Source organism: Enterobacter adelaidei, from assembly GCF_041937165.1.
GTDB lineage: Bacteria > Pseudomonadota > Gammaproteobacteria > Enterobacterales > Enterobacteriaceae > Enterobacter > Enterobacter adelaidei.
In genome coordinates this window covers 3,357,026-3,380,233 of the sequence record NZ_CP154353.1, presented here as the reverse complement: position 1 = coordinate 3,380,233, position 23,208 = coordinate 3,357,026, and the positions used below count along the sequence as shown (strand labels likewise).

At 54.6% G+C, this 23,208-nt stretch carries 21 protein-coding genes and 1 pseudogene; 11 read left to right on the top strand and 11 right to left on the bottom strand.

What is annotated here, in order from left to right; translation table 11 throughout:
* Positions 1 to 39 precede the first annotated feature (39 nt).
* Positions 40 to 1,329: pseudogene (uraA, locus tag AAHF05_RS16470) on the top strand (uracil permease).
* A 95-nt stretch (positions 1,330 to 1,424) separates the two neighbouring features.
* Positions 1,425 to 2,126 carry a DnaA inactivator Hda gene (locus AAHF05_RS16465; protein ID WP_218064865.1) on the top strand — a complete coding sequence of 234 codons (702 nt, stop codon included), beginning with the start codon at positions 1,425 to 1,427 and terminating at the stop codon, positions 2,124 to 2,126.
* Between the two features lie 42 nt (positions 2,127 to 2,168).
* Here the strand turns inward: AAHF05_RS16465 and AAHF05_RS16460 are convergent, their stop codons facing one another.
* Genes AAHF05_RS16460 through celB form a run of 3 tightly spaced genes read right to left on the bottom strand, consistent with a single transcriptional unit; the run spans position 2,169 to position 5,872 of the window.
* Positions 2,169 to 3,593 carry a M17 family metallopeptidase gene (locus AAHF05_RS16460; RefSeq protein ID WP_129324056.1) on the bottom strand — a complete coding sequence of 475 codons (1,425 nt, stop codon included), beginning with the start codon at positions 3,591 to 3,593 and terminating at the stop codon, positions 2,169 to 2,171.
* Complete coding sequence (locus tag AAHF05_RS16455) at positions 3,593 to 4,549, bottom strand: N(4)-(beta-N-acetylglucosaminyl)-L-asparaginase (RefSeq protein ID WP_129324022.1); 957 nt, start codon at positions 4,547 to 4,549, stop codon at positions 3,593 to 3,595. The genes AAHF05_RS16460 and AAHF05_RS16455 overlap by 1 nt, the downstream gene beginning before the upstream one ends.
* 3 nt (positions 4,550 to 4,552) lie before the next feature.
* Positions 4,553 to 5,872, bottom strand: coding sequence for a PTS cellobiose transporter subunit IIC (celB, locus tag AAHF05_RS16450; RefSeq protein ID WP_028016129.1), 1,320 nt, complete (start codon positions 5,870 to 5,872; stop codon positions 4,553 to 4,555).
* A 147-nt stretch (positions 5,873 to 6,019) separates the two neighbouring features.
* Between celB and AAHF05_RS16445 the strand changes: the two genes are divergently transcribed.
* On the top strand, positions 6,020 to 6,844 hold the full coding sequence (locus tag AAHF05_RS16445) for an XRE family transcriptional regulator (protein ID WP_129324023.1): 825 nt from the start codon (positions 6,020 to 6,022) through the stop codon (positions 6,842 to 6,844).
* Here AAHF05_RS16445 and arsC read toward each other — a convergent pair.
* The gene (gene arsC / locus AAHF05_RS16440) at positions 6,841 to 7,197 is read right to left on the bottom strand and encodes an arsenate reductase (glutaredoxin) (RefSeq protein WP_108090874.1); all 357 of its coding nucleotides are present in this window, start codon (positions 7,195 to 7,197) and stop codon (positions 6,841 to 6,843) included. The two genes, AAHF05_RS16445 and arsC, sit on opposite strands and share 4 nt — an antisense overlap.
* 18 nt (positions 7,198 to 7,215) lie before the next feature.
* On the bottom strand, positions 7,216 to 8,679 hold the full coding sequence (bepA, locus tag AAHF05_RS16435) for a beta-barrel assembly-enhancing protease (RefSeq protein ID WP_028016132.1): 1,464 nt from the start codon (positions 8,677 to 8,679) through the stop codon (positions 7,216 to 7,218).
* Between the two features lie 222 nt (positions 8,680 to 8,901).
* Here bepA and AAHF05_RS16430 point away from each other — a divergent pair, with 222 nt between their 5' ends.
* The gene (locus AAHF05_RS16430) at positions 8,902 to 9,966 is read left to right on the top strand and encodes an AI-2E family transporter (protein WP_114977550.1); all 1,065 of its coding nucleotides are present in this window, start codon (positions 8,902 to 8,904) and stop codon (positions 9,964 to 9,966) included.
* A 95-nt stretch (positions 9,967 to 10,061) separates the two neighbouring features.
* On the opposite strand, the gene bcp is transcribed toward AAHF05_RS16430, so the two are convergent.
* Together bcp and AAHF05_RS16420 are read right to left on the bottom strand one after the other, a co-directional pair.
* A complete protein-coding gene (bcp, locus tag AAHF05_RS16425) occupies positions 10,062 to 10,532 on the bottom strand; it encodes a thioredoxin-dependent thiol peroxidase (RefSeq protein WP_129324024.1) in 471 nt (156 codons plus the stop codon).
* Entirely contained in the window at positions 10,532 to 11,101 is a 570-nt protein-coding gene (locus tag AAHF05_RS16420; protein ID WP_028016134.1) for a glycine cleavage system transcriptional repressor, read from the bottom strand. The genes bcp and AAHF05_RS16420 overlap by 1 nt, the downstream gene beginning before the upstream one ends.
* Positions 11,102 to 11,246: 145 nt before the next feature.
* Between AAHF05_RS16420 and dapA the strand changes: the two genes are divergently transcribed.
* The 6 genes from dapA (at position 11,247) to ypfH (ending at position 17,704) form a co-directional block, all read left to right on the top strand.
* Entirely contained in the window at positions 11,247 to 12,125 is an 879-nt protein-coding gene (gene dapA, locus AAHF05_RS16415) for a 4-hydroxy-tetrahydrodipicolinate synthase (protein ID WP_049007810.1), read from the top strand.
* Between the two features lie 16 nt (positions 12,126 to 12,141).
* Entirely contained in the window at positions 12,142 to 13,176 is a 1,035-nt protein-coding gene (bamC, locus tag AAHF05_RS16410) for an outer membrane protein assembly factor BamC (protein WP_028016136.1), read from the top strand.
* Between the two features lie 109 nt (positions 13,177 to 13,285).
* Positions 13,286 to 13,999 (top strand): phosphoribosylaminoimidazolesuccinocarboxamide synthase, encoded by a 714-nt coding sequence (purC, locus tag AAHF05_RS16405; protein ID WP_014071282.1) that lies wholly within the window; start codon positions 13,286 to 13,288, stop codon positions 13,997 to 13,999.
* A 120-nt stretch (positions 14,000 to 14,119) separates the two neighbouring features.
* The gene (locus AAHF05_RS16400) at positions 14,120 to 14,989 is read left to right on the top strand and encodes a neutral zinc metallopeptidase (protein ID WP_049007811.1); all 870 of its coding nucleotides are present in this window, start codon (positions 14,120 to 14,122) and stop codon (positions 14,987 to 14,989) included.
* Entirely contained in the window at positions 14,989 to 16,935 is a 1,947-nt protein-coding gene (locus AAHF05_RS16395; RefSeq protein ID WP_108090871.1) for a tRNA(Met) cytidine acetyltransferase TmcA, read from the top strand. Before AAHF05_RS16400 ends, AAHF05_RS16395 begins: the two co-directional genes overlap by 1 nt.
* A gap of 73 nt (positions 16,936 to 17,008) precedes the next feature.
* Positions 17,009 to 17,704, top strand: a complete 696-nt coding sequence (gene ypfH / locus AAHF05_RS16390) for an esterase (protein WP_028016139.1) — start codon at positions 17,009 to 17,011, stop codon at positions 17,702 to 17,704.
* A 38-nt stretch (positions 17,705 to 17,742) separates the two neighbouring features.
* Here ypfH and AAHF05_RS16385 read toward each other — a convergent pair whose 3' ends face one another.
* Genes AAHF05_RS16385 through AAHF05_RS16375 form a run of 3 tightly spaced genes read right to left on the bottom strand, consistent with a single transcriptional unit; the run spans position 17,743 to position 19,453 of the window.
* Positions 17,743 to 17,940: a YpfN family protein gene (locus AAHF05_RS16385; protein WP_014171111.1), complete on the bottom strand. Its 198-nt coding sequence runs from the start codon at positions 17,938 to 17,940 to the stop codon at positions 17,743 to 17,745.
* A 24-nt stretch (positions 17,941 to 17,964) separates the two neighbouring features.
* Positions 17,965 to 19,092, bottom strand: coding sequence for a succinyl-diaminopimelate desuccinylase (gene dapE / locus AAHF05_RS16380; protein WP_114977553.1), 1,128 nt, complete (start codon positions 19,090 to 19,092; stop codon positions 17,965 to 17,967).
* A 10-nt stretch (positions 19,093 to 19,102) separates the two neighbouring features.
* On the bottom strand, positions 19,103 to 19,453 hold the full coding sequence (locus tag AAHF05_RS16375) for an ArsC family reductase (RefSeq protein WP_129324025.1): 351 nt from the start codon (positions 19,451 to 19,453) through the stop codon (positions 19,103 to 19,105).
* Between the two features lie 387 nt (positions 19,454 to 19,840).
* On the opposite strand from AAHF05_RS16375, the gene ypfM reads away from it, so the two are divergent.
* A complete protein-coding gene (gene ypfM, locus AAHF05_RS16370) occupies positions 19,841 to 19,900 on the top strand; it encodes a protein YpfM (RefSeq protein WP_015572204.1) in 60 nt (19 codons plus the stop codon).
* A gap of 109 nt (positions 19,901 to 20,009) precedes the next feature.
* On the opposite strand, the gene acrD is transcribed toward ypfM, so the two are convergent.
* Positions 20,010 to 23,123 (bottom strand): multidrug efflux RND transporter permease AcrD, encoded by a 3,114-nt coding sequence (acrD, locus tag AAHF05_RS16365; protein WP_129324026.1) that lies wholly within the window; start codon positions 23,121 to 23,123, stop codon positions 20,010 to 20,012.
* Between the last annotated feature and the right edge of the window lie 85 nt (positions 23,124 to 23,208).

The window sequence follows — 23,208 nt, the reverse complement described above, 5'->3', positions numbered from 1 at the left end:
TGAATAAAACACCAACAATACTACTCAGAGGAAAACACTATGACGCGCCGTGCTATCGGGGTGAGTGAAAGACCGCCGCTTTTACAGACTATCCCGCTTAGTTTGCAGCACCTGTTCGCTATGTTTGGCGCAACCGTGCTGGTGCCAATCCTGTTTCACATTAACCCGGCTACCGTACTGCTGTTCAACGGTATCGGGACGCTGTTGTACCTCTTTATCTGTAAAGGCAAAATCCCGGCGTATCTGGGGTCGAGCTTCGCCTTTATTTCTCCGGTCCTGTTGCTGCTACCGCTTGGCTACGAAGTGGCGCTGGGCGGCTTTATCATGTGTGGCGTGCTGTTCTGCGTAGTGTCCTTCATTGTGAAGAAAGCCGGTACTGGCTGGCTGGACGTGATGTTCCCGCCTGCGGCGATGGGCGCAATCGTTGCCGTTATCGGTCTGGAACTGGCCGGTGTGGCGGCGAATATGGCTGGTTTACTGCCTGCTGACGGTCAGTCACCGGATTCCAAAACCATTATCATTTCTCTGGTGACGCTGGGCGTAACGGTGTTTGGCTCCGTGCTGTTCCGTGGTTTCATGGCGATTATCCCGATCCTGATCGGGGTGCTGGCGGGTTATGCGCTCTCCTTTATGATGGGTGTTGTCGATACCACGCCAATTGCCCAGGCGCACTGGTTTGCCCTGCCAACTTTCTATACACCACGCTTTGAATGGTTTGCTATCTTCACCATTCTGCCTGCGGCGTTGGTGGTGATTGCTGAGCACGTGGGTCACCTGGTGGTGACGGCAAATATCGTGAAACGCGATCTGATCCGCGACCCGGGTCTGCACCGTTCTATGTTTGCTAACGGCTTCTCTACCATTATCTCCGGTTTCTTCGGCTCTACGCCAAACACCACTTACGGCGAGAACATCGGGGTGATGGCCATTACCCGTGTCTACAGTACCTAGGTTATCGGCGGTGCGGCCATCATTGCTATCCTGCTGTCTTGTGTGGGCAAACTGGCGGCGGCGATCCAGATCATCCCGGTACCGGTGATGGGCGGTGTTTCTCTGCTGCTTTATGGGGTAATCGGAGCGTCTGGTATTCGTGTGCTGATTGAATCCAAAGTGGATTACAGCAAAGCGCAGAACCTGATCCTGACCTCCGTGATCCTGATCATCGGCGTGAGCGGTGCCAAGGTACACATCGGTGCGGCCGAGCTGAAAGGCATGGCGCTGGCGACCATCGTTGGCGTGGGTCTGAGCTTGATTTTCAAGCTGATTTCCGTGATCCGCCCGGAAGAGGTGGTGCTGGACGCCGACGAAAGCGAAAAAGCGTCACATTGATCGTAAAACCGGGCGGGCGATCCGCCCGGTTCTCTCCTTGCAGGTTCCGTGTTAAACTCCGTTCCGATTTTATGTAAGATCTGGTTGAGGTACTTCTGAACGGACCGGCACAGCTCTCTCTGCCACTTTATCTCCCTGACGACGAAACTTTCGCGAGTTTCTGGCCGGGTGATAACCCCTCTTTACTGGCTGCACTGCAAAACGTGCTGCGTCAGGAACACAGCGGATACATCTATATCTGGTCACGCGAAGGCGCGGGGCGCAGCCACCTGCTGCATGCCGCCTGTGCGGAACTTTCTGCGCGTGGTGATGCGGTAGGTTATGTGCCGCTGGATAAACGTACCTGGTTTGTACCTGAAGTTATGGAGGGAATGGAACATCTCTCACTGGTCTGCATTGATAATATCGAATGCGTGGCGGGGGATGAGCCGTGGGAAATGGCGATTTTTAACCTCTACAACCGCATTCTGGAGTCGGGTAAAACCCGGCTGCTGATCACCGGCGATCGTCCGCCACGCCAGCTCAATCTGGGGCTGCCGGATCTGGCATCTCGTCTGGACTGGGGACAAATCTATAAGCTCCAGCCGCTGTCGGATGAAGACAAGCTCCAGGCGTTACAGCTGCGCGCAAAGCAGCGTGGGTTTGAGCTGCCGGAAGACGTGGGCCGTTTTCTGCTCAAGCGTCTGGATCGTGAAATGCGTACCCTCTTTGATACGCTCGATCAGCTCGATCGCGCCTCCATTACCGCCCAGCGCAAGCTGACGATTCCGTTTGTGAAAGATATTCTCAAGCTTTAAGTTTTTTGCCCGGTGGCGGCAGCGCCTAACCGGGCAAAACAATCAGACGCAATCCCTCAACAAATGCTCCACCAGCAGCGGAACTGGTCTCCCCGATGCCACGCTTCGCCCGTTCTCACGCCACAGCGCCGTACCGCTGATATCCAGATGCGCCCACGGGATCGTTGGTGGACAAAAGTGATGTAGCAACCACGCCGCCGAGGCACTGATTGCCGCGTTATTGCCTGGTGTATTGCAGAGATCGGCGATGGCGCTGTCGGTCTGCTTTTTCAGCCGTGCATCCAGCGGTAGCGACCAGACTTCATCGCCGCTCTGTTTACCCGCGCGGGTCAGTGCCTGACGCAGAGGCTCATCCTGCGTCATCAATCCGCTCAGTTCATACCCCAGCGCTTTTACCACCGCGCCAGTGAGTGTGGCCATATCAATAATATAGTGCGCCTGCGGATGCCGCTTGCTGGCCCAGGCAATCGCATCTGCCAGTACCAGCCGACCTTCGGCATCGGTGTTGTTGATTTCAACCGTAGTGCCGTTGCAGGCGCGTGCGACCGTACCGGGCTGCATGGCATCGGGACCGATGGCATTTTCCGCTAGCGCCAGCACGCCCATGATGCGTACGGGCAGCGCCAGCTCTGCGACGGTCAGCATCAGCCCCAGCACGTTTGCCGCCCCGCACATGTCATACTTCATGGTATACATGCCCGCGCCTTCTTTCAGCCACAAGCCACCGGTATCAAACGTAATGCCTTTACCCACGTAGCAGCGCACCGGGCCATCAGTGACTCCGTCATAGTGGATGGCCAGCAGACGTGGCGGACAGGATGCCCCTTTGCCCACGGCGTGCAACAGCCCCAGACCTTGTTCAATGATTTGTGTTTCATCGAGTACTTCACATCGCAGGGCGGGGAAGTCGGCACACCGTTTTTGCGCCTCTTCCACTACATACTCAGGCGTGCAGCGATCGGATGGCATATCCGCCAGACGCCGTGCGGCCACCATGCCATGGGCAATGGCCTGCTGCTGGTGGAAGATAGCCTCGAGTCTGTCCTGCTGCTCCGGCAAACAAAGAGCGGTTATATGCTGTAGACGTACCGCTGATTCGTTGGTTTTCTTTAGCTTTAAGTCGCTGAGCCTGTGTGCCTGATTAAAGAGAAAACGTAGTACTTGCGCCAGTACAACGTCGTTGATATTCGTGACGTCCAGTACCACATCAGGACTGGCGGGTGAGGCCAGGAGTGGGCGCAGCGCCGTGAGTAATTCTTCGGTCAGGCTATCGTGCCAGAGCGCATCCGGCAGCAGGGTGATTCGGGCAAAAGGCGCACAGCCAAAGCGGGTGTCCGTGATGCAATCCGGGTCACGCATCTCGGCGATAAGCGCTGTCTTCGGCAGCAGGTTACAGGTGGTACGGGCGATTAAATGGCTCTGCGGCTTCGCATCAGAAAGCGCGGTAATAAGCTGATATGTAATCATCATTGTTCCTCAATCGGCGCGCGGATCCGCGCGGCGTAAGCCTGCATCCATTCCTCATCCACGGCCTGATAATGTGTCTTCTCATGCAGACGCTCGGTACGAAACACAGTAAGAGGCTGGCGAGCGGTAGCAACCACGAACGAGAACGTTTTGATGTTGGTCGCAGCGCCAAATTCGCCCTTGTTGTTCATGCAAACGACGGAAAGATCGCCCACACGACCGAAGCGCGACATAAGTCTGTCCTCCAGCTCAAAGACGACCGAGTCGGCAGCCTGCTGCGGCGACATTCCCTGCGCCATACGACGAACGATTTCATAGCTGGTACAGCCTTTCATCAGATCTTCACCGACGCCCGTGGCGGTGGCTGCACCGGTTTCACTGTCGCAGTAAAACCCGGAGCCAATTATTGGTGAATCACCAATCCGCCCCCGCTTTTTCATAAACAGCCCGCTGGTGGAGGTCGCGACGCTCATCGAACCTTGTTTATCGAGGCCGATAATGCCGACGGTATCGTGGCCATCATAGGGACTCAGGCCCTTGTCCAGCGTCTCCCGGCAGCGTTTGCGGTAATGCTGCATTGCCCGGTCGGTGAGCATGGTTTTGTTGGCAAAACCCTGGCTTAGCGCCCATTCCCGAGCACCCTGGCCAACCAGAAGGCTGTTATAGCGCTGGCGACTCAGCGCGTGGGCCACGCGTACCGGGTTAGCGATATCCACCAGGTTACCGACTGCGCCAAAGGCCAGCGTGTCGCCATCCATATAAGCAGCATCCAGCTCAACTTCACCGTTCTCCGTTGGCAGCCCGCCGTAACCGACAGATTTATAAAGCGGAAAGTTTTCGACGGTCGCTACGGCATCCACCACCGCCGCAGCGACCGGTTTCCCCGCAGCCAGCGCCGACGCAGACTCTGTTACTCCTTCAAGCGCCATTCGCCAGGTTGCGATAATTCCCCACATGCTTTACTCCTGTTTTGCAAGGGTGGTGTCGGATTGCGTAACGGTGGCAATTTCCGCCGCGCGGTACTGTTTGTCCACGATACGCATGAAAGGTAGATACAGCATGGCGCCAATCAGTAGGTTGATAAGCTGCATGACGCTACCGCTGAGGTGTCCGGTGACGATAAAACCGCTGATGACGGGAGGCAGCGTCCAGGGGATAAACACCCCGGTAGTGACGGCAACCGCGCCAATTTTCATTGCTGCATACTGCACGGTGACCAGCACCAGTGGGACAAGATTGAAGGGAATGAGCATTATGGGATTCATGATCACCGGCAGGCCAAACAATATTGGCTCGTTGATGTTGAACACCGATGCTCCCGCGCCCAGTCGTGCGACTTCGCGCATATTTTTACTGCGGGCAAAAATGAGCATCGCAATCACCAGCGACAGCGTTGCCCCTGCGCCGCCCATCCAGATCATGTCAAAAAATTGCTCAGTGATGATGTGCGGCGGGGTTGTGCCGGCCTGGATAGCAGCGATGTTGTCGGTCTGGTTCTCCATCCACAACGGACGAATAATGCCGTTGATCATCGAGCCTGAGTTAATGCCCACTGACCACAGAATAGTGATGCTGAAGACGGTCATCAGCGCGCCAAAGTAAGAGGTGCCGTAGTGACGCACCGGTGTAGCAACGACTTCATAAATGAACTGGTGAATGGTGTTGTAGTGGGTATTTTCAAAGACGATGCGAATAATCAGCACCAGAATCATCACCAGCAGCGCCGGGATCAGCGCGGCGAACGACTCCTGCACCGCTGGCGGTACGCCATCTGGCATTTTGATGACCAGATTTTTGCGCTTCAGCCAGCAGAACAGCTCCGTCCACAGCAGCGAACCTATCATCGCAACAAACAGCCCTTTACTGCCAATCCACTCAACGGGTATCACGGTGATGCCGCCGTTTTCAGCCACTTTGATAAAGGGGGTCAGGATCAGGAAAGCGACCAGCGACAGAATACCGCAGGAGATGCGATCTTCACCGTAGTGCTCGGCCAGGCGAAACGCCACCAGGAAGCTGATGAACAGCGACATGGTCGAGAACACCGCATTAAACGGGATCTCGATAATGGCACTCCAGCTTTCACCAAAGGCCTGAGACATAAACTGCTGGTAGGTTTGATTCGGGAACGACGAGATCACCAGCAGAATAGAGCCGACGATGATAAATGGCATGAATGAAACGTAGGCACCGCGAATCGCACCCAGATGACGCTGCTGAGCCGTTTTGGCCGCCAGCGGCATCAGTTTTGCTTCAAGAAATCCCAGAACATTGTTCATTGTGAACTCCGTACAAGATTGAGTGGTGTTGTTTATGTTATGTGTGTGGATTATCAGTGAAGCGTGGCGAACGAAAGGTGAAATCGGTCACAAAGCATTCGTTGATGTTATATAAGTCTTATAAGATTGGTTTCATGGAGCTTTGCGATGGAAATTAAACTGCACGCCAATGCCACGACGACACCACGTATTCGTCGCTACCTCCAGCAGTCTGATAAAAGCGACAGAGAGCTTGCGGTTGAGCTTGGGATCTCGGTGACAACCGTCAGGCGCTGGCGCAATCGCGAACAGGTTTCAGATAACCATACGACGCCAAAAGTGATACACAAAGCGATGAGACAAGAGCAGGTGACTCTGGTCAATACGCTGCGTGACATACTGGGCGCACCGCTGGATGAGTTGCTGCTTCTGGTGAATGACGTTCTGGGGATCCCCGTTTCCAGAGCGACCCTGAACCGTTATCTGAAGCCCGCCTCGGCAACACAGAAGGGGGCACCGTTGCAGGGTAAAAAGGCGCTGAAAGCTGGCATCGTGCCGCATCAGCTGGAGTTACATCATCTGCCTTTGTCGCTGCATATGGACGATGGTGGGGAGCAACACCTGCTGTGGGCACGTGAGCCGGTGAGCGGCTGGTGTTTTGCCCGGCTTTACGCGGGCGTATCACCTCAGCTCCTGACTCGCTGGGTTCAGGCGTTACTTGAAGCGTGTCCGGCACTTATACAATCTATTGAGACTTTTGGTTTTGACATAACGCTGCCGGGGCAAGATATCGCCGTAAAAGTGCATGCGCAAAAACACAGCGCCGTACAGGTTGCAGCACCTTTACAGGACATTATCCCGCGCGCGAAAAGTGTACCTGCCGGAGAGTTGCTCATTCAGCTGTGCGAATTTTACAATCAGGGTAAAGCGCAGAAAAAACTGGGAGACAGCACGCCGCAGGCGTTTTTGAACGCGCTGCGGCGGGGGAATTAGAGTATATCGAGTACGTCTTCCGGCGGGCGTCCAATGCGTGCGTGGCCGTTTGCCACGACTATCGGACGCTCGATCAGCTTAGGATTTTCAACCATAGCCTGCACAAGCTCGGCCTCAGTGAGACGGGTGTCATCCAGATTGAGCGACTTGTACAAGTCTTCTTTCTGGCGCATCAGCTCTCTTGCACTTCCCATACCCAGCATGTGCAACAGCTGGCGAATCGTCTGTGCGTCCGGCGGTGTCTCGAGATAGAGCACCACTTCCGGGTCAATACCGTTAGACTTCAGCAGGCTCAGGGTATCGCGGCTCTTGGAGCAGCGCGGATTGTGGTAAATTTTTACGGCGTCTGTCATGACGTGAATTCTCCTTTATTACATCTTCTCGTACGGCTTAAAGCGCTGTTGCAGGCCGCGAAGCTGATCGATTCGCGCGTCGTAACGGGCCTGCTGGAGGCTGCCGAGTTTGACCTGCGCGCTGGCGCTGCTGAGTGCGGAAATAGCCTGATCGAGGCGCCCCACCAGGGCAAAGCCTTCGGCACGCGCCGCCAGCTCCTGATCGCGGTTGCCCAGTTGGGCTTCCGCCTGAGCGAGCAGATCCCAGCCGTTTTGATCGTCTTTATTATTAAAGGTATAGCGGTTCAGAATGGTCGCCGCTTCAGCAGGTTGACCACCCTGTAAGTAAGCGTTCGCCAGGTTAAGCTGCAGCACCGGGTTAGTACGTACGTCCTTCGCCCCTTTCAGCCGATTAATGGCATCGGTGGTTTTCTTCTGCCCCAGATCAATATCCGTCGAGAGATCGAGATACCACGGGTTATTCGGGTCGGCGGCCAGAAGGGGTTGCAGCGCTTTACGCGCCTCGTCGTATTTGCTGGCTTCCATTGCCTGTAAAGCCTGACCATACTGGGCGGCGTTTTTTTCACGCACATTGCCTTTCGCCAGGGAATCCAGCAGATCGCTGGTGAGCTGGTTACGCCCGGAATTGTACATTCCAAGCGTTCTCACTTTCGCCATGTAGAAATCCTGCGACGACTGGACCACGACCGGGCGCATCTGGTTGGCACGGTTACGCGCATCTGACAGGCGACTTTCCGGTAAGGGGTGGGTGAGCAGAATTTCTGGTGGACGGGAAGAGTAACGTGCCTGATCGAGCAGTTTTTCCAGGAAGCTCGGCATAGCCTGTGGGTCAAAGCCAGAACGTTGCAGCACCTGAATCCCGATGCGGTCTGCTTCCTGTTCGTTTTGTTGCGTAAAGCTGATCATCCCCTGTCGCGTTCCCGCGAGGGTACCGGTTAATGCCGCCATCCCGGCCTGTGGGCTGGCCATGGCCAGCAAAATAGAACCCAGCGCTCCGACCCAGGTCAGCGGGGCATTACGTTTCTGGTCTTCCATCGCGCGTGCCAGGTGGCGTTGGGTGACGTGCGAAATTTCGTGTGCCATAACGGAAGCCAGTTGGCTTTCGTTATCGGAGTAACGGAATAATGCCGAATGCAGCACCACGTTGCCGCCAAAGAAGGCGAAGGCGTTGATTTCGTCATTATTGATTAAATAGAAGTGGAAGGGCGTTTTTACCGAGTCGGCATGCGCAACCAGACGCATCCCCAGACCGTTGATGTACTGAACAAGTAACGGGTCATTGATGAGCGGGGCGCTACCGCGCAACTGGCGAACATAGTAATCACCCATTTGCATCTCTTGCCCAATGGAGAGCGTGCTTCCTGCTGTGGTGCCCATGTCCGGCAATGAATCGGACGAGTCAGCAAAAGCGGGCAACACCTGACCGACCGTCAGTGCGGCTATCAGTGTTGCAACCAGTGTTTTTTTCAACTGCCTGAACATAACCACTGTCCTGTATGTTGGTTGTGCTAATTTGACCGATGAACCGGCATATCGTTCATCGCAGCTCGCCTTGCGAGTGTAGCCGTGTTGCAGCATGAAGAAAATCCCATTCATCAGGCTTTTGCGAATCGTGACAGTGAGACAAAAAGCGAAAGTCTTTTTTGTGACAGTTAGATACAATTCACATTCTCACTCCTGCAATTCGATTCAGGGAAGGGTTGTATGCTCGAAATGTTAATGCAGTGGTATCGGCGTCGGTTCAGCGACCCGGAAGCCATTGCTTTGCTGGTTATTCTGGTCGCCGGATTTGGCATTCTGTTCTTCTTCAGCGGTCTTCTCGCGCCCCTGCTGGTGGCGATTGTGCTGGCGTATCTGCTGGAGTGGCCAACGGTGCGGCTGGAACATATTGGCTGTTCCCGTCGCTGGGCGACCAGCATCGTACTGGTGTTGTTTGTCGGCATTCTGCTGCTGATGGCGTTTGTTGTCATGCCGGTTGCCTGGCAGCAGGGAATTAACCTGATCCGCGATATGCCGGGCATGTTGAATAAACTTTCTGATTTTGCCGCCACGCTACCGCGTCGCTATCCAGCCCTGATGGATGCAGGGATTATTGATGCGATGGCCGAAAATATGCGCGCCCGCATCATGACCATGGGCGATTCGGTAGTGAAGTACTCACTGGCCTCCCTGGTGGGATTGCTTACCCTGGCGGTTTACCTCGTGCTCGTTCCGCTGATGGTGTTCTTCCTGGTCAAAGATAAAGAGCAGATGCTGAACGCCGTCAGGCGCATTTTGCCGCGTAATCGCGGGCTGGCAGGACAGGTCTGGCAAGAGATGAACCAGCAGATCACCAACTACATTCGCGGCAAAGTGCTGGAGATGATTGTGGTCGGGGTCGCGACGTGGATCGGCTTCCTGATCTTCGGTCTGAACTACTCGCTGCTGCTGGCGGTTCTGGTGGGCCTCTCAGTCCTTATTCCGTATATCGGCGCGTTTGTGGTGACCATTCCGGTTGTGGGTGTCGCGCTGTTCCAGTTTGGCCTCGGGACTGAGTTCTGGAGCTGCTTCGCGGTGTATCTGATTATTCAGGGGCTGGATGGTAATCTGCTGGTGCCGGTACTGTTCTCAGAGGCGGTGAACCTGCATCCGCTGGTGATTATCTTATCCGTGGTAATTTTCGGTGGGTTGTGGGGATTCTGGGGCGTGTTCTTTGCCATTCCGCTGGCAACACTGATTAAAGCCGTGGTTCACGCCTGGCCGGATGTACCGGCGATAGAAGACAAGTAGTTTTTGCGCGGCCTGATGCCCTCATACCGACCCTCTCTCATGGGAGAGGGCGTAAACACTAAAAACGGCAACCTGAGTTACCGTTTTGCTGTTTATCAGGCACTTTGTTTCAGCCAGTTCAACACCACGTCGTGGTGATTGCTGGTTTTGAAGTCATCAAACACATGTTCAACTTTACCGTCAGCGTCAATCAGGAAGCTGATACGGTGAATGCCGTCGTAGGTTTTACCCATAAATGTCTTCTCGCCCCAGACGCCGAACTGCTCGCACACCTGATGGTCTTCGTCAGAAAGCAGCGTGAAGTTCAGCAGCTCTTTCTCGGCAAATCGTGACAGTTTTTCTGGTTTATCGGTGCTGATGCCCAGCACTTCCACGCCGATTTTTTTCAACTCGTCCATGTTGTCGCGTAAGCCGCAGGCCTGTACGGTGCAGCCGGGGGTCATGGCTTTCGGGTAGAAATAGACCAGAACACGCTGTCCCTGGAAGTCGGTCAAATTTACTTGCTCGCCGTCTTGATCCGGTAAGCTAAATTTCGGTGCGATATCACCGGCTTTCAGTGGATTCATTACTCAACTCCATCCTGTTCGTGCTGCGAATAATTGACGACGCTTATACTGCCTTGCGCGTTTAATTCTGTACAGAGGGCTTTGAACGCTTGCTCGATATTTGACGCATCCTGTGAGGCAGGGCTGTGTGCGGTAATTTGAATAAAGAGCGTGGGAACGGCGCTCTCGTCGCCCGGCTGTGTACGGGAAACGAGCTCAGCGATGTTCATCTGATGGCTGTCAAATAGCGCGGTAAAGCGCTCAATCAGATGGGGGGAATCAGGGACTTCAACCTGCACCCAGACAGTCGCCGGCATAGCCGGACGCGGGCGCGCGGTGGTACGTTTCATCACGATCAGCAAATCCAGCTCCGCACCTTTCAGTGGCAGGGTAGATTCGATAAGCGTAATCGCATTCCATGTTCCGGACAGCAGCATAATAAACGTGAACTCTTCGCCAAGCATCGCCAGGCGGCTGTCTTCGATATTACAGCCGCAGCTGCTCACGTGACGGGTGATGGTGTTCACGATACCCGGCCTGTCGGCACCCAGCGCAGTGATAACCAGGTAATGTTGTGATGAGGTTGTCAAACCTGTTCTTCCTTTGCATGGTTAAGTCTTCCTAAGGAAAGCATAAAAAAAACATGCATACAACCGCCTGAGGGCCTCAGGTCGCTTGCTTTTATTACAGTTCCAAACGTACCATTGAGACTCTTGTTCGCACAGAGGATGGCTCATGTTCACGGGAAGTATTGTCGCGCTTGTAACACCGATGGATGAAAAAGGTAATGTCTGCCGGTCAAGCATGAAGAAGCTGATTGATTACCATGTCGCCAATGGAACCTCGGCGATCGTTTCGGTAGGGACTACCGGTGAATCTGCAACGCTGAGCCACGAAGAGCACGGCGATGTGGTCATGCTGACCCTGGAACTGGCTGACGGACGTATTCCTGTCATCGCGGGGACAGGAGCTAATGCAACCGCAGAAGCTATCAGTCTGACCAAACGTTTTAATGACAGCGGTATTGTGGGCTGTCTGACGGTAACCCCTTACTACAACCGTCCTACTCAGGAAGGTTTGTTCCAGCACTTCAAAGCCATCGCTGAACATACTGACTTGCCACAAATTCTGTATAATGTGCCGTCCCGTACTGGCTGCGATATGCTGCCGGAAACCGTTGGTCGTCTCGCGGAAGTAAAAAATATTATCGGTATTAAAGAGGCGACAGGGAACTTAAGCCGCGTTCATCAGATCAAAGAGCTGGTTTCAGACGACTTTATCCTGTTGAGTGGTGATGATGCGACCGCGCTGGACTTTATGCAGCTCGGTGGTCATGGCGTGATCTCCGTAACGGCAAACGTTGCGGCGCGCGATATGGCTGAAATGTGCAAACTGGCAGCAGCGGGTCACTTTGATGAAGCGCGTGTCATTAATCAGCGTCTGATGCCGTTGCACAATAAATTATTTGTCGAACCCAATCCGATCCCGGTGAAATGGGCATGTAAGGAGTTGGGACTTGTAGCAACCGATACGCTGCGTCTGCCAATGACACCGATTACCGACCATGGTCGTGAAATCGTTAAGGCAGCGCTGAAGCATGCCGGTTTGCTGTAAAGTTTAGGGAGATTTGATGGCTTATTCAGTACAGAAGTCGCGCCTGGCGAAGGTTGCGAGTGTTTCGCTTGTTATGCTGCTCGCTGCCTGTAGTTCAGACTCGCGCTACAAGCGCCAGGTGAGCGGTGATGAATCCTATCTGGATGCGACCCCGCTTGCTGAACTTCACGCACCGGCTGGTATGATCCTGCCGATTCAGAACGGCGATTATAATATCCCCGTGACCAACGGCAGCGGCCTGGTCGGTAAAGCGCTTGATATTCGTCCACCAGCACAGCCTCTGGCGCTGGTAAACGGGGCGCGTACTCAGTTCACGGGTGATACGGCGTCTCTGATGGTTGAGAGCGCGCGCGGTAGCACCCTGTGGCCGCAGGTGGTGAGCGTCATTCAGTCGAAGAACTACACCATTGATAAACGTGATGACGCCAGCCAGACGTTAACCACCGACTGGATCGAATGGAACCGTCTGGATGAAGATCAGCAGTACCGTGGTCGCTATCAAGTCTCCGTTAAACCACAAGGTTATCAGCAGGCGGTTAACGTTAAGCTGTTGAACCTGGAACAGGCGGGCAAACCGGTTGCAGATGCGTCATCCCTGCAGCGTTACAGCACCGAAATGCTGAACGTGATTGCTGCGGGTCTGGATAAGACCGCGACTGATGCCGCCAACGCAGCGCAGAGCCGCAACGGCGTGACGTTCGACGTTCAGAGCGGTGCGGATGATACCGGTCTGCCAATGCTGGTCGTTCGTGCACCGTTTAACCAGACCTGGCAGCGCCTGCCAGCGACGCTGGAAAAAGTGGGCATGAAAGTGACCGACAGCACGCGTTCAACCGGCAGCATCACGGCAACGTATAAGCCGCTGTCTGACAGCGCGTGGCAGGAACTGGGCGCTAAAGATCCTCAGCTTGCCTCCGGTGACTACAAGATTCAGGTAGGCGACCTTGATAACCGCAGTAGTCTGCAGTTTATCGATCCGAAAGGTCACACGCTGACCCAGTCGCAGAACGATGCGCTGGTCGCTGTCTTCCAGGCGGCATTCAGCAAATAAATATGAGGGCTGGTTAATCCAGCCCTTTTTATTTTAGTGCTACGCAAACGTGTGCGTGGCATAATATCCCCAGTTTTGAACACAAATCATCACACCAGGAGTAATGAAGATGCAGAAGCAAGCTGAGTTGTATCGTGGCAAAGCGAAGACCGTATACAGCACGGAAAACCCGGATCTGTTGGTGCTCGAGTTCCGCAATGATACGTCAGCAGGGGATGGCGCACGCATTGAGCAGTTCGATCGTAAAGGCATGGTGAACAACAAGTTCAACCACTTCATTATGACTAAGCTGGCCGAAGCGGGTATCCCGACTCAGATGGAAGCGTTGCTGTCCGATACGGAATGTCTGGTGAAAAAGCTGGATATGGTTCCGGTTGAGTGCGTCGTTCGTAACCGTGCCGCGGGCTCCCTGGTGAAGCGTCTGGGCATTGAAGAAGGTATCGAGCTGAATCCACCGCTGTTCGACCTGTTCCTGAAAAACGATGCCATGCACGATCCGATGGTCAATGATTCCTACTGCGAAACCTTCGGCTGGGTGAATAAAGAGAACCTGGCGCGTATGAAAGAGCTGACCTATAAAGCCAACGACGTGCTGAAAAAACTGTTTGATGACGCGGGCCTGATCCTCGTCGACTTCAAGCTGGAGTTTGGCCTGTTCAAAGGTGAAGTGGTGCTGGGAGACGAATTCTCACCAGACGGCAGCCGCCTGTGGGATAAAGAAACCCTGGATAAAATGGACAAAGACCGTTTCCGTCAGAGCCTGGGTGGCCTGATTGAAGCGTACGAAGCCGTTGCTCACCGTTTAGGCGTTAAGCTCGACTAACTCCCTCAGTTGCCAAAGGATGTTCGCATCCTTTGGCGTCTTACCTTTGTTTCCTATGGTAATCTTGCCGTTAACCGCCTACGATCATAGCTATTATTAATGGAATAGTTCGAGGTGGTTATGCGCTGGCAAGGGCGTCGTGAAAGTGACAATGTAGAAGACAGACGCAGTGATGGCGGTGGCGGTCCTTCCATGGGCGGGCCCGGCTTCCGGTTACCCAGCGGGAAGGGTGGGATCATTCTGCTGATTGTGGTGCTGGTCGCGGGGTATTACGGGGTCGATCTCACCGGTTTGATGACCGGTCAGCCGTTGCAACAGCAGCAACATTCCCAGCGCTCCATCAGCCCAAATGAAGATGAAGCGGCCAAATTTACCTCCGTTATCCTCGCCACAACAGAAGACACCTGGGGTCAGTTGTTCGAGAAGATGGGGCGTTCCTACCAGCAGCCGAAGCTGGTGATGTACCGCGGTGCAACCCGCACCGGATGCGGTACCGGTCAATCTGTGATGGGGCCGTTCTACTGCCCGGCAGATGGCACAGTTTATATCGATCTCTCTTTTTACGATGACATGAAACGCAAGCTTGGCGCTGACGGTGATTTTGCCCAGGGCTACGTGATTGCGCATGAAGTCGGCCATCATGTGCAAAAGCTGCTGGGGATTGAGCCAAAAGTGCGTCAGCTTCAGCAAAATGCTTCGCAGGCTGAAGTTAACCGCCTTTCGGTAAAAATGGAGCTTCAGGCGGACTGCTTTGCCGGCGTCTGGGGCCACAGCATGCAGCAGCAGGGTGTTCTGGAGTCCGGCGATCTTGAAGAGGCGCTGAACGCCGCGCAGGCTATCGGCGATGACCGTCTTCAGCAACAGAGCCAGGGGCGCGTGGTGCCGGACAGTTTCACTCACGGTACATCGCAACAACGTTACAGCTGGTTTAAACGCGGTTTCGACAGCGGCGATCCGGCGCAGTGTAATACCTTCGGCAAAGCGATGTAATGGCGTCGTTTGAACAGCTGATCGGCGAGCTTGAGCGCACTGGTCAACGTCGGCTGGTGGTGCTGAGCGGTGATGAGCAATGGACGTTATCGCAGGCTGCGGCTCTGCGAGAGACGTTACCAGGAGACTGGGTGTGGCTGGACGAACAGCCATCAAAAGCCATCAGTAGCCTGCTGGGACGCGAGTTCCGGCACGCTGTCTTTGACGCCAGCGCCGGGTTTGATGTCGCCGCGTTTGCCGCCCTGAGCGGAACGCTGAGCGCCGGAAGTCTTCTGGTGCTGCGTGTTCCGCCGCTCGCGCACTGGGCTGAACATCCCGATCAGGATTCCCTGCGCTGGAGCGATAGCGCCGAAGCGATAGCCACTCCGCATTTTGTCCGCCATTTTTGCCGGACCGTTGCCGCCGATCCCGATGCGATTGTGTGGCTTCAGGGGCATCCTTTATCGCTTCCTTCTTTTCCCGATGCCCCCGACTGGCTGCCTGCCAGCGGGGGACCGCAACGCGAGCAGGCTGAGATCCTCAATGTGCTTGAGGGGATGTCGCCTGGCATCGTGGCCGTCACCGCCGCGCGCGGGCGCGGAAAGTCAGCCCTGGCGGGAATGTTGCTGAATCGCATTGCGGGCAGCGCAGTGGTCACCGCCCCAGCGAAGGGGGCGACGGATGTTATCGCCCGTTTTGCAGGAGAGCATTTCAATTTTATGGCCCCGGATGCGCTGCTGGCCTCTTCGTTGCAGGCTGACTGGCTAATTGTCGATGAAGCCGCCGCGATCCCCGGCCCGCTACTTGAAAAGTTGGTTCTGCGTTTTCCTCGCGTGTTGTTGACCACGACGGTTCAGGGTTATGAGGGGACGGGGAGAGGGTTCTTATTAAAATTCTGTGCCCGGTTTACCGGATTGCAGCGCTTCAGCTTATCGGTACCGATTCGCTGGGCTGCGGGCTGCCCGCTTGAGCGGGTCGTCGCCAGCGCACTGCTTTTTGACGATACGCTTCTCGATCGCCGCCCGGAAGGCGAGGTGTGTTTGACCTCTCTGGAACCGGAGGCGTGGGAACGCCAACCGGCACTTACGACAGGCGTTTACGAGCTACTCTGTGCGGCTCACTATCGCACCTCACCGCTTGATTTACGCCGCATGATGGACGCTCCCGGGCAGCATTTTGCCGTCGCCCAGACAGACTCAGATATCGCCGGAGCGCTCTGGCTGGTGGATGAGGGCGGGTTATCACCCGAGCTTAGCCGCGCCGTCTGGGCGGGGTATCGGCGTCCTCGTGGGAACCTGGTGGCACAGTCTCTGGCAGCCCATGGCGGATCGCCACTGGCGGCGATGCTCAAAGGCAGACGGGTGACTCGTATTGCTGTACACCCTTATCGTCAGCGGGAGGGTATCGGTCAGGCGCTGATTCGCAACGCCAGCGGTGAGGATTATCTGTCGGTGAGTTTTGGCTATACCGATGAGCTTTGGCATTTCTGGCAGCAATGCGGTTTTGTGCTGGTGCGGATGGGTAGCCATCGTGAAGCCAGCAGTGGCTGTTTTACCGCAATGGCGTTGCTGCCGGTGAGCAAGGCGGGGCATCAGTTGTGTGAGCAGGCGCAACTGCGTCTGAAGCGCGATGCGCGGGTGTTATCGGCCTGGAACGGTGAAAAGATCCCGGTGGACGATGGCTGGGAAGCTACCCTTAATAATGACGACTGGCTGGAGCTGGCCGGGTTTGCCTTTGCGCACCGGGCATTTTCAACCTCCGTCGCTGCGCTAACGCGTCTGCTGCTGAGTGTGGACACGCCTCTCCCGGCACTGCGCGATAAGATGGCAGGGAAAGCGGATGACCTCGGGCGAAAAGCGTTGCTGGCAAAGCTCCGCAGCGAAACGGCGCAAGCGCTTGAAAGTCTGGATAAAGCGCGCTGTCAGCAGCTGAAAAACGCTATTTTGCAATGGCAATTTTTTCAATGACTTCTTCAGTAAAGTGGCATGGTCATTCCCGCCGGGAGGCGTAGAATCCAGGTCATCTATTAAGGAGATCACCATGAAACACGACCATTTTGTTGTTCAAAGCCCTGACAAACCGGCTAAACAGTTACTGCTGCTGTTTCATGGTGTTGGTGATAATGCCGTCAACATGGGCCAGATTGGCAGCTGGTTTGCGCCTGTTTTTCCGGATGCCTTGATTATCAGCATCGGTGGCATAGAGCCATGTGGCCCGAACGGTCGGCAGTGGTTCTCTGTGCAGGGCGTGACGGAAGAGAATCGTCAGGCTCGTATTGACGCCGTCATGCCAGCGTTTATTGATATCGTGCGCTACTGGCAGCAGCAGAGCGGCGTGGGGGCTGACGCCACCGCGTTGATTGGCTTCTCACAGGGATCAATCATGTCGCTGGAAAGCGTAAAAGCACAACCGGGTCTGGTGTCACGCGTCATTGCATTTAACGGTCGTTTTGCGACGTTACCGACGATCGCCACCACGCAGACGACGATCCACCTGATCCACGGTGGTGAAGACCGCGTGATTGAGCTCTCGCATGCAGTTGCCGCCCAGGAAGCGTTGATTCGCGAAGGTGGGGATGTGACGCTGGATATCGTTGACGATTTGGGGCATGCCATTGACGATCGCAGTATACAGTTTGCGCTCGACCATCTGCGCTATACCGTACCGAAGCACTATTTTGATGAAGCGCTCAGCGGCGGTAAGCCGGATGACAATGATATTGTAGAGTTTATGTGAGGTTATCCCCTCTCCTCAGGAGAGGGGAGCCAGACTGATTACTTCTTCTGGTCCTTCTTCGGCCAGTCGTCGTCATCGTCCCACTTGTCGTTAAAATCACGGTGTGGTGGCAGATCCGGCTTGTTAGCGAGAAATTTTTTATGGTCAACGCGCTTAAGATCTTTAATCACGTTAAGCAACACGCCAACCAGAAAAACTAACACCAAAATCCACCAGTATTTTGAAAGCCAATCCATTCGCTATTCCTCTCAGAGCGTTCGTCAGGCGACGAGTTGCTCCATAATGCGTTGATACATACGGGCCAGCAGTTGCAAATCTGCGGCATTCACACACTCATTGATTTTATGAATGGTCGCGTTCACTGGCCCCAGTTCGACAACCTGGGCGCCCATGCGGGCGATAAAGCGTCCGTCAGAGGTGCCACCCGTCGTCAGCAGCTGTGGCTTAATTTCATTATAGTGCTCGATGGCGTTCACTACCGCATCCACCAGTTTGCCACGCTGCGTCAGGAACGGCTGACCGGAAAGCCACCAGTCCACGGTGTAGCGCAGGTTATATTTCTCAAGCAGGGCGACAACACGCGCTTTGATCATCTCATCGGTCAGTTCAGTGCTGAAGCGGAAGTTAAACTGGACGAAGAAATCACCCGGGATCACGTTGTTGCTGCCGGTCCCGGCCTTGAGGTTCGCAATCTGCATACTGGTCGGTGGGAAGAACTCGTTGCCTTTGTCCCACTCAATCGCCACCAGTTCGTTCAGCATCGGCGCTGCACGATGGACCGGGTTATCGGCCAGATGCGGATATGCAACATGCCCCTGAACCCCGTGAATGGTCAGGTTACAGGTCAGCGAGCCACGGCGACCATTTTTGACGACATCACCCACCACTTCGGTACTGGACGGCTCTCCGACCAGACAGTAGTCGAGACGCTCGTTTCGCGCCATCAGTGCTTCAACAACCTTCACGGTACCGTTATGGGCACTGGCCTCTTCATCTGAGGTGATTAAAAATGCGAGACGGTTTTTATGGTTCGGATGCTGGGCAACAAAACGCTCTGCTGCCACGACCATCGCCGCCAGAGAGCCTTTCATGTCTGCCGCACCGCGACCAAACAGCATGCCATCGCGGATGGTCGGTTCAAACGGCGGGTTAATCCAGCGATCCGCATCACCTGCGGGAACGACATCAGTATGTCCGGCAAAGGCCAGCGTTTCGCCCTGACCACGCCACGCCCAGAAGTTCTGGGTATCGCCAAAATCCATGCGTTCGACGGTAAAACCGATGGCACGCAGGCGCTCAATCATTAATGCCTGACAACCTGCGTCGTCCGGGCTAAGGGAAGGACGGCGAATAAGCTGCTGAGTCAGCTCAATGACCGGGCATGACATAAACTACACCTCAACGAAAAAAGTCGGAATAAAGGGTTTCACTGAAACCCAGCAGCATAGGCTGCCCGGGCGCGCAGAGCAATGGGCGTTTGATAATTGCTGGCATCTCGAGCATCAGTTTTGCCGCGCTGTCGGCGTTATTGATGCTGGCGCGCAGAGATTCATCCAGTTTACGCCAGGTGGTGCCGCGTGTATTCAGCAGGGCTTCCCAGCCCAGTTCTTTGATGGCGTTATGCAGAAATTCTGCTTCAAGCCCATCGGCGCGGTAATCATGGAAGCGGTACTCCACGTTGTTCGCGTCCAGCCAGCGGCGGGCTTTTTTGATGGTGTCACAGTTTTTAATGCCGTACATCACAACCATGGTGAATCCTTTTGTTCCTGTGGTGATAAAATGTTCAATAAATTCGAAGATATATCCTTAAGCAGAATATAACACATTCAAGAATTGTCTTAATTTACTCATCATCTTAATTCAACTCACACTTGTACGCTGAATATTCTTTCAACATTTAAGCATAGATGTCCATAAGGTTTAAATTGCCAATAAACTCAGTAAGTAAAATAAAACTCACCTGCTCGTATGGTTATTTCTAAATATTGCTTGCCGTCACAAAAAATTTAAGGTTCTCCGTTCATATTTATCATAATTCTCTGACAGTGGCGGGGTATAATCACAGCAATTGGTTAAATAGTCTTCACAATGATGATACGTTTTCGTAGAATGCGCATAATAATAAGAGAGGTTGTTATGATTGAACGTGAACTGGGGAACTGGAAAGATTTTATCGAAGGCATGCTTCGTAAATGACATTCAGTAAGAATTGCAAGAGCACTTAAATAAGTAAAATAATCATAGTGTGAATTAATCACACAATAAAAAGGCGGCCGATAAAGCCGCCTTTTTTTATTTCAATCACTTACTCCTGGCGTTCCTTTAGCGGGAAGCGGCGACGCACCAGCACAAAGAACAGCGGAACGAAATAAATGGCCAGGATAGTGGCTGAAATCATGCCGCCCATAACCCCGGTCCCTACCGCATGCTGGCTGCTGGAGCCTGCGCCGGTGCTGGTTGCCATCGGCAGTACGCCGAAAACAAATGCCAGTGACGTCATCAGGATCGGGCGCAAGCGTTGGCGACAGGCGTGCAGCGTGGCAGCCATCAGTTCGTGGCCTTTAGCATTCATCTCGTTAGCGAACTCAACGATCAGAATGGCGTTTTTCGCCGACAAACCGATAACGGTGAGTAGCCCCACCTGGAAGTAAACATCGTTCTCCAGGCCGCTCATCCAGGTTGCCAGCAGCGCGCCGATGACCCCAAGGGGAACCACCAGCATGACGGAGAACGGAACTGACCAGCTTTCATACAGTGCGGCAAGACAGAGGAAAACCACCAGCAGCGAAAGCGCATAAAGCGCGGGAGCCTGCGCCCCGGAGAGTCGCTCCTGGTATGACATGGCCGTCCACTCCAGACCAAAACCTGCAGGTAACTGTTGCACCAGTTTTTCCATGGTATCCATGGCGGTACCGGTACTGACGCCCGGCGCGGCTTCCCCGACGATCTCAACCGCAGAATAGCCATTATAGCGTTCCAGACGTGGTGAACCACTCTCCCAGTGCGAGGTGGCAAAGGCGGAGAACGGCACCATGCCGCCAGTATTATTTCGCACAAACCAGCGATTAATGTCATCCGGCAACATGCGGAACGGCGCGGCGGACTGGACATACACTTTTTTCACGCGGCCGCGATCCATAAAGTCATTTACATAGCTCGACCCCCACGCCGTTTGCAGGGTGTCGTTGATATCGTTGATCGAGACGCCCAGCGCCTGCGCCTTACGCTGGTCGATATCCACCTGGAGCTGCGGGCTGTCATCAAGACCGTTGTGACGAACGCGTGTCAGACCGGCATCCTTCCCCGCCAGCTCTAAGAGCTTATCGCGTGCCGCCATCAGCGCTGTGTGACCCGCTCCGGCGTGATCCTGCAACTCCATATCAAACCCGGCGGAGCTGCCCAGACCGCTAATCGCCGGTGGACTGCTGGCAAAGACGCGCGCTTCTTTGATATGTGCAAAGGCTTTCGTCGCGCGCTCAATAATGGCAAAGGAGGTTCCCGTTTTCGTGTCTCGCTCGTCCCAGTCTTTCAGGCGAACAAACATACGGGCGACGTTCTGCCCGTTTCCGCCAGGGCCGGAACCGACGGTGGAGAAGACCGATACAACGTTATCCTTCTCTTTCGTGAAGAAATACTGCTCCACTTTCTGAACCACTTTTAGCGTCTGCTGCTGCGTTGCGCCACTCGGGAGCTGCACCGAGGTGGTGAACATACCCCGGTCTTCCATCGGCAGGAATGAGGTCGGCAGATGGAGGAACAGCCAGACCATGCCGCCCAGCAACACCACATAAATCATCATCCAGCGCAGGCTGCGGTGAAGCACTCGCCCGACGGCAGATTCATATCGCGCGGCATTACGGTTGAACATCCGGTTAAACCAGCCGAAGAACCCTTTTTGGCCGTGATGCTCCCCTTTGTGCAGCGGCTTCAGGATTGTGGCGCAGAGCGCTGGGGTGAGGATCAATGCGACCAGCACGGAGAGCACCATTGCCGAGACGATGGTTATCGAGAACTGGCGGTAGATCGCCCCGGTGGTGCCGCCAAAGAAGGCCATCGGGATAAAGACCGCCGACAGCACCATCGCAATACCGACTAACGCCCCCTGAATTTGTCCCATGGATTTTCGCGTGGCCTGACGCGGGGAGAGTCCTTCCTCGCTCATGATTCGCTCGACGTTTTCGACCACCACAATGGCATCATCCACCAGAAGGCCAATCGCCAGCACCATTGCAAACATCGTCAGGGTGTTAATGCTGTACCCAAACGCGTAAAGCACCGCAAAGGTTCCCAGCAGGACAACAGGGACGGCGATGGTTGGGATTAGCGTTGCGCGGAAGTTTTGCAGGAACAGGTACATGACCAGGAACACCAGCGCGATCGCTTCCAGCAGGGTCTTCACCACATCTTCAATTGAGGCTTTGACGAAGGAGGTGGTTTCATAGGCGACTTTATATTCCAGCCCGTGCGGGAAATACTGTGAAAGCTCATCCAGCCGATCTAAAACCAGTTTCGCTGTGGCCATTTCATTGGCGCCGGAGGCCAGTTTAATCCCCAGGCCCGAGGCCTGATTGCCGTTAAAGCGGCTCAGGTAGTCGTACTTCTCTGCACCCATTTCCACCGTGGCGACATCGCCCAGACGTACCTCCGAACCATCCTGATTCACGCGCAGGGTAATGTCGCGGAACTGCTCCGGGGTTTGAAGAAGTGACTGCGAATTAATGGTGGCATTCAGGGATTGTTTATCGACAGATGGCGTCCCCCCTAGCTGCCCCACGGCAATCTGCGCGTTCTGGGCTTTGATGGCATTCGTTACGTCGGTTGCGGTCATCTGGTAGCTGTTGAGCTTGTTGGGATCGAGCCAGATGCGCATTGAGTATTGTGAGCCGTAAGCGTCGATATCGCCTACGCCGTTAATTCGGCTGATGGGGTCCTGGATGTTACTGGCGACGTAGTCCGCAATATCCTGCTTGTCCATGGAACCATCAGTGGAGACAAACGCGATGGTCAAAATGTTGGTATCACCGGTTTTACGCACGGTTACACCCTGGTTCTGCACCGCCTGAGGCAGCTTACGCATGGCCGACTGCAGCTGGTTTTGCACCTGCTGCACGGCTTCATCAGGATTGGTGCCGGCAGTGAAGCTCAGCGTGACCGTCGCCTGACCAGTTGCGCTGCTTTGCGAGGACATGTACATCAGGTTATCCAGACCCGTCATGTTCTGTTCGATAACCTGTGTCACGGTATTTTCCAGCGTCTGTGCGGATGCTCCTGGATAGTTAGCGGTGACGCGTACGTTAGGTGGTGCCAGATCGGGATATTGCTCAACAGGAAGTGACGTAATCGCCAGGACACCTGTCAGACATAACAGAATGGCCAGTACCCAGGCAAAAATGGGGCGATCGATGAAAAAATTCGCCATGAAAAAGTGACCTCGTTTTGCTGCACGTCATTATTGTTTATTGCCTGCATCACTTTAGCGGCAAGACGAAGACCAAACGTGGAGA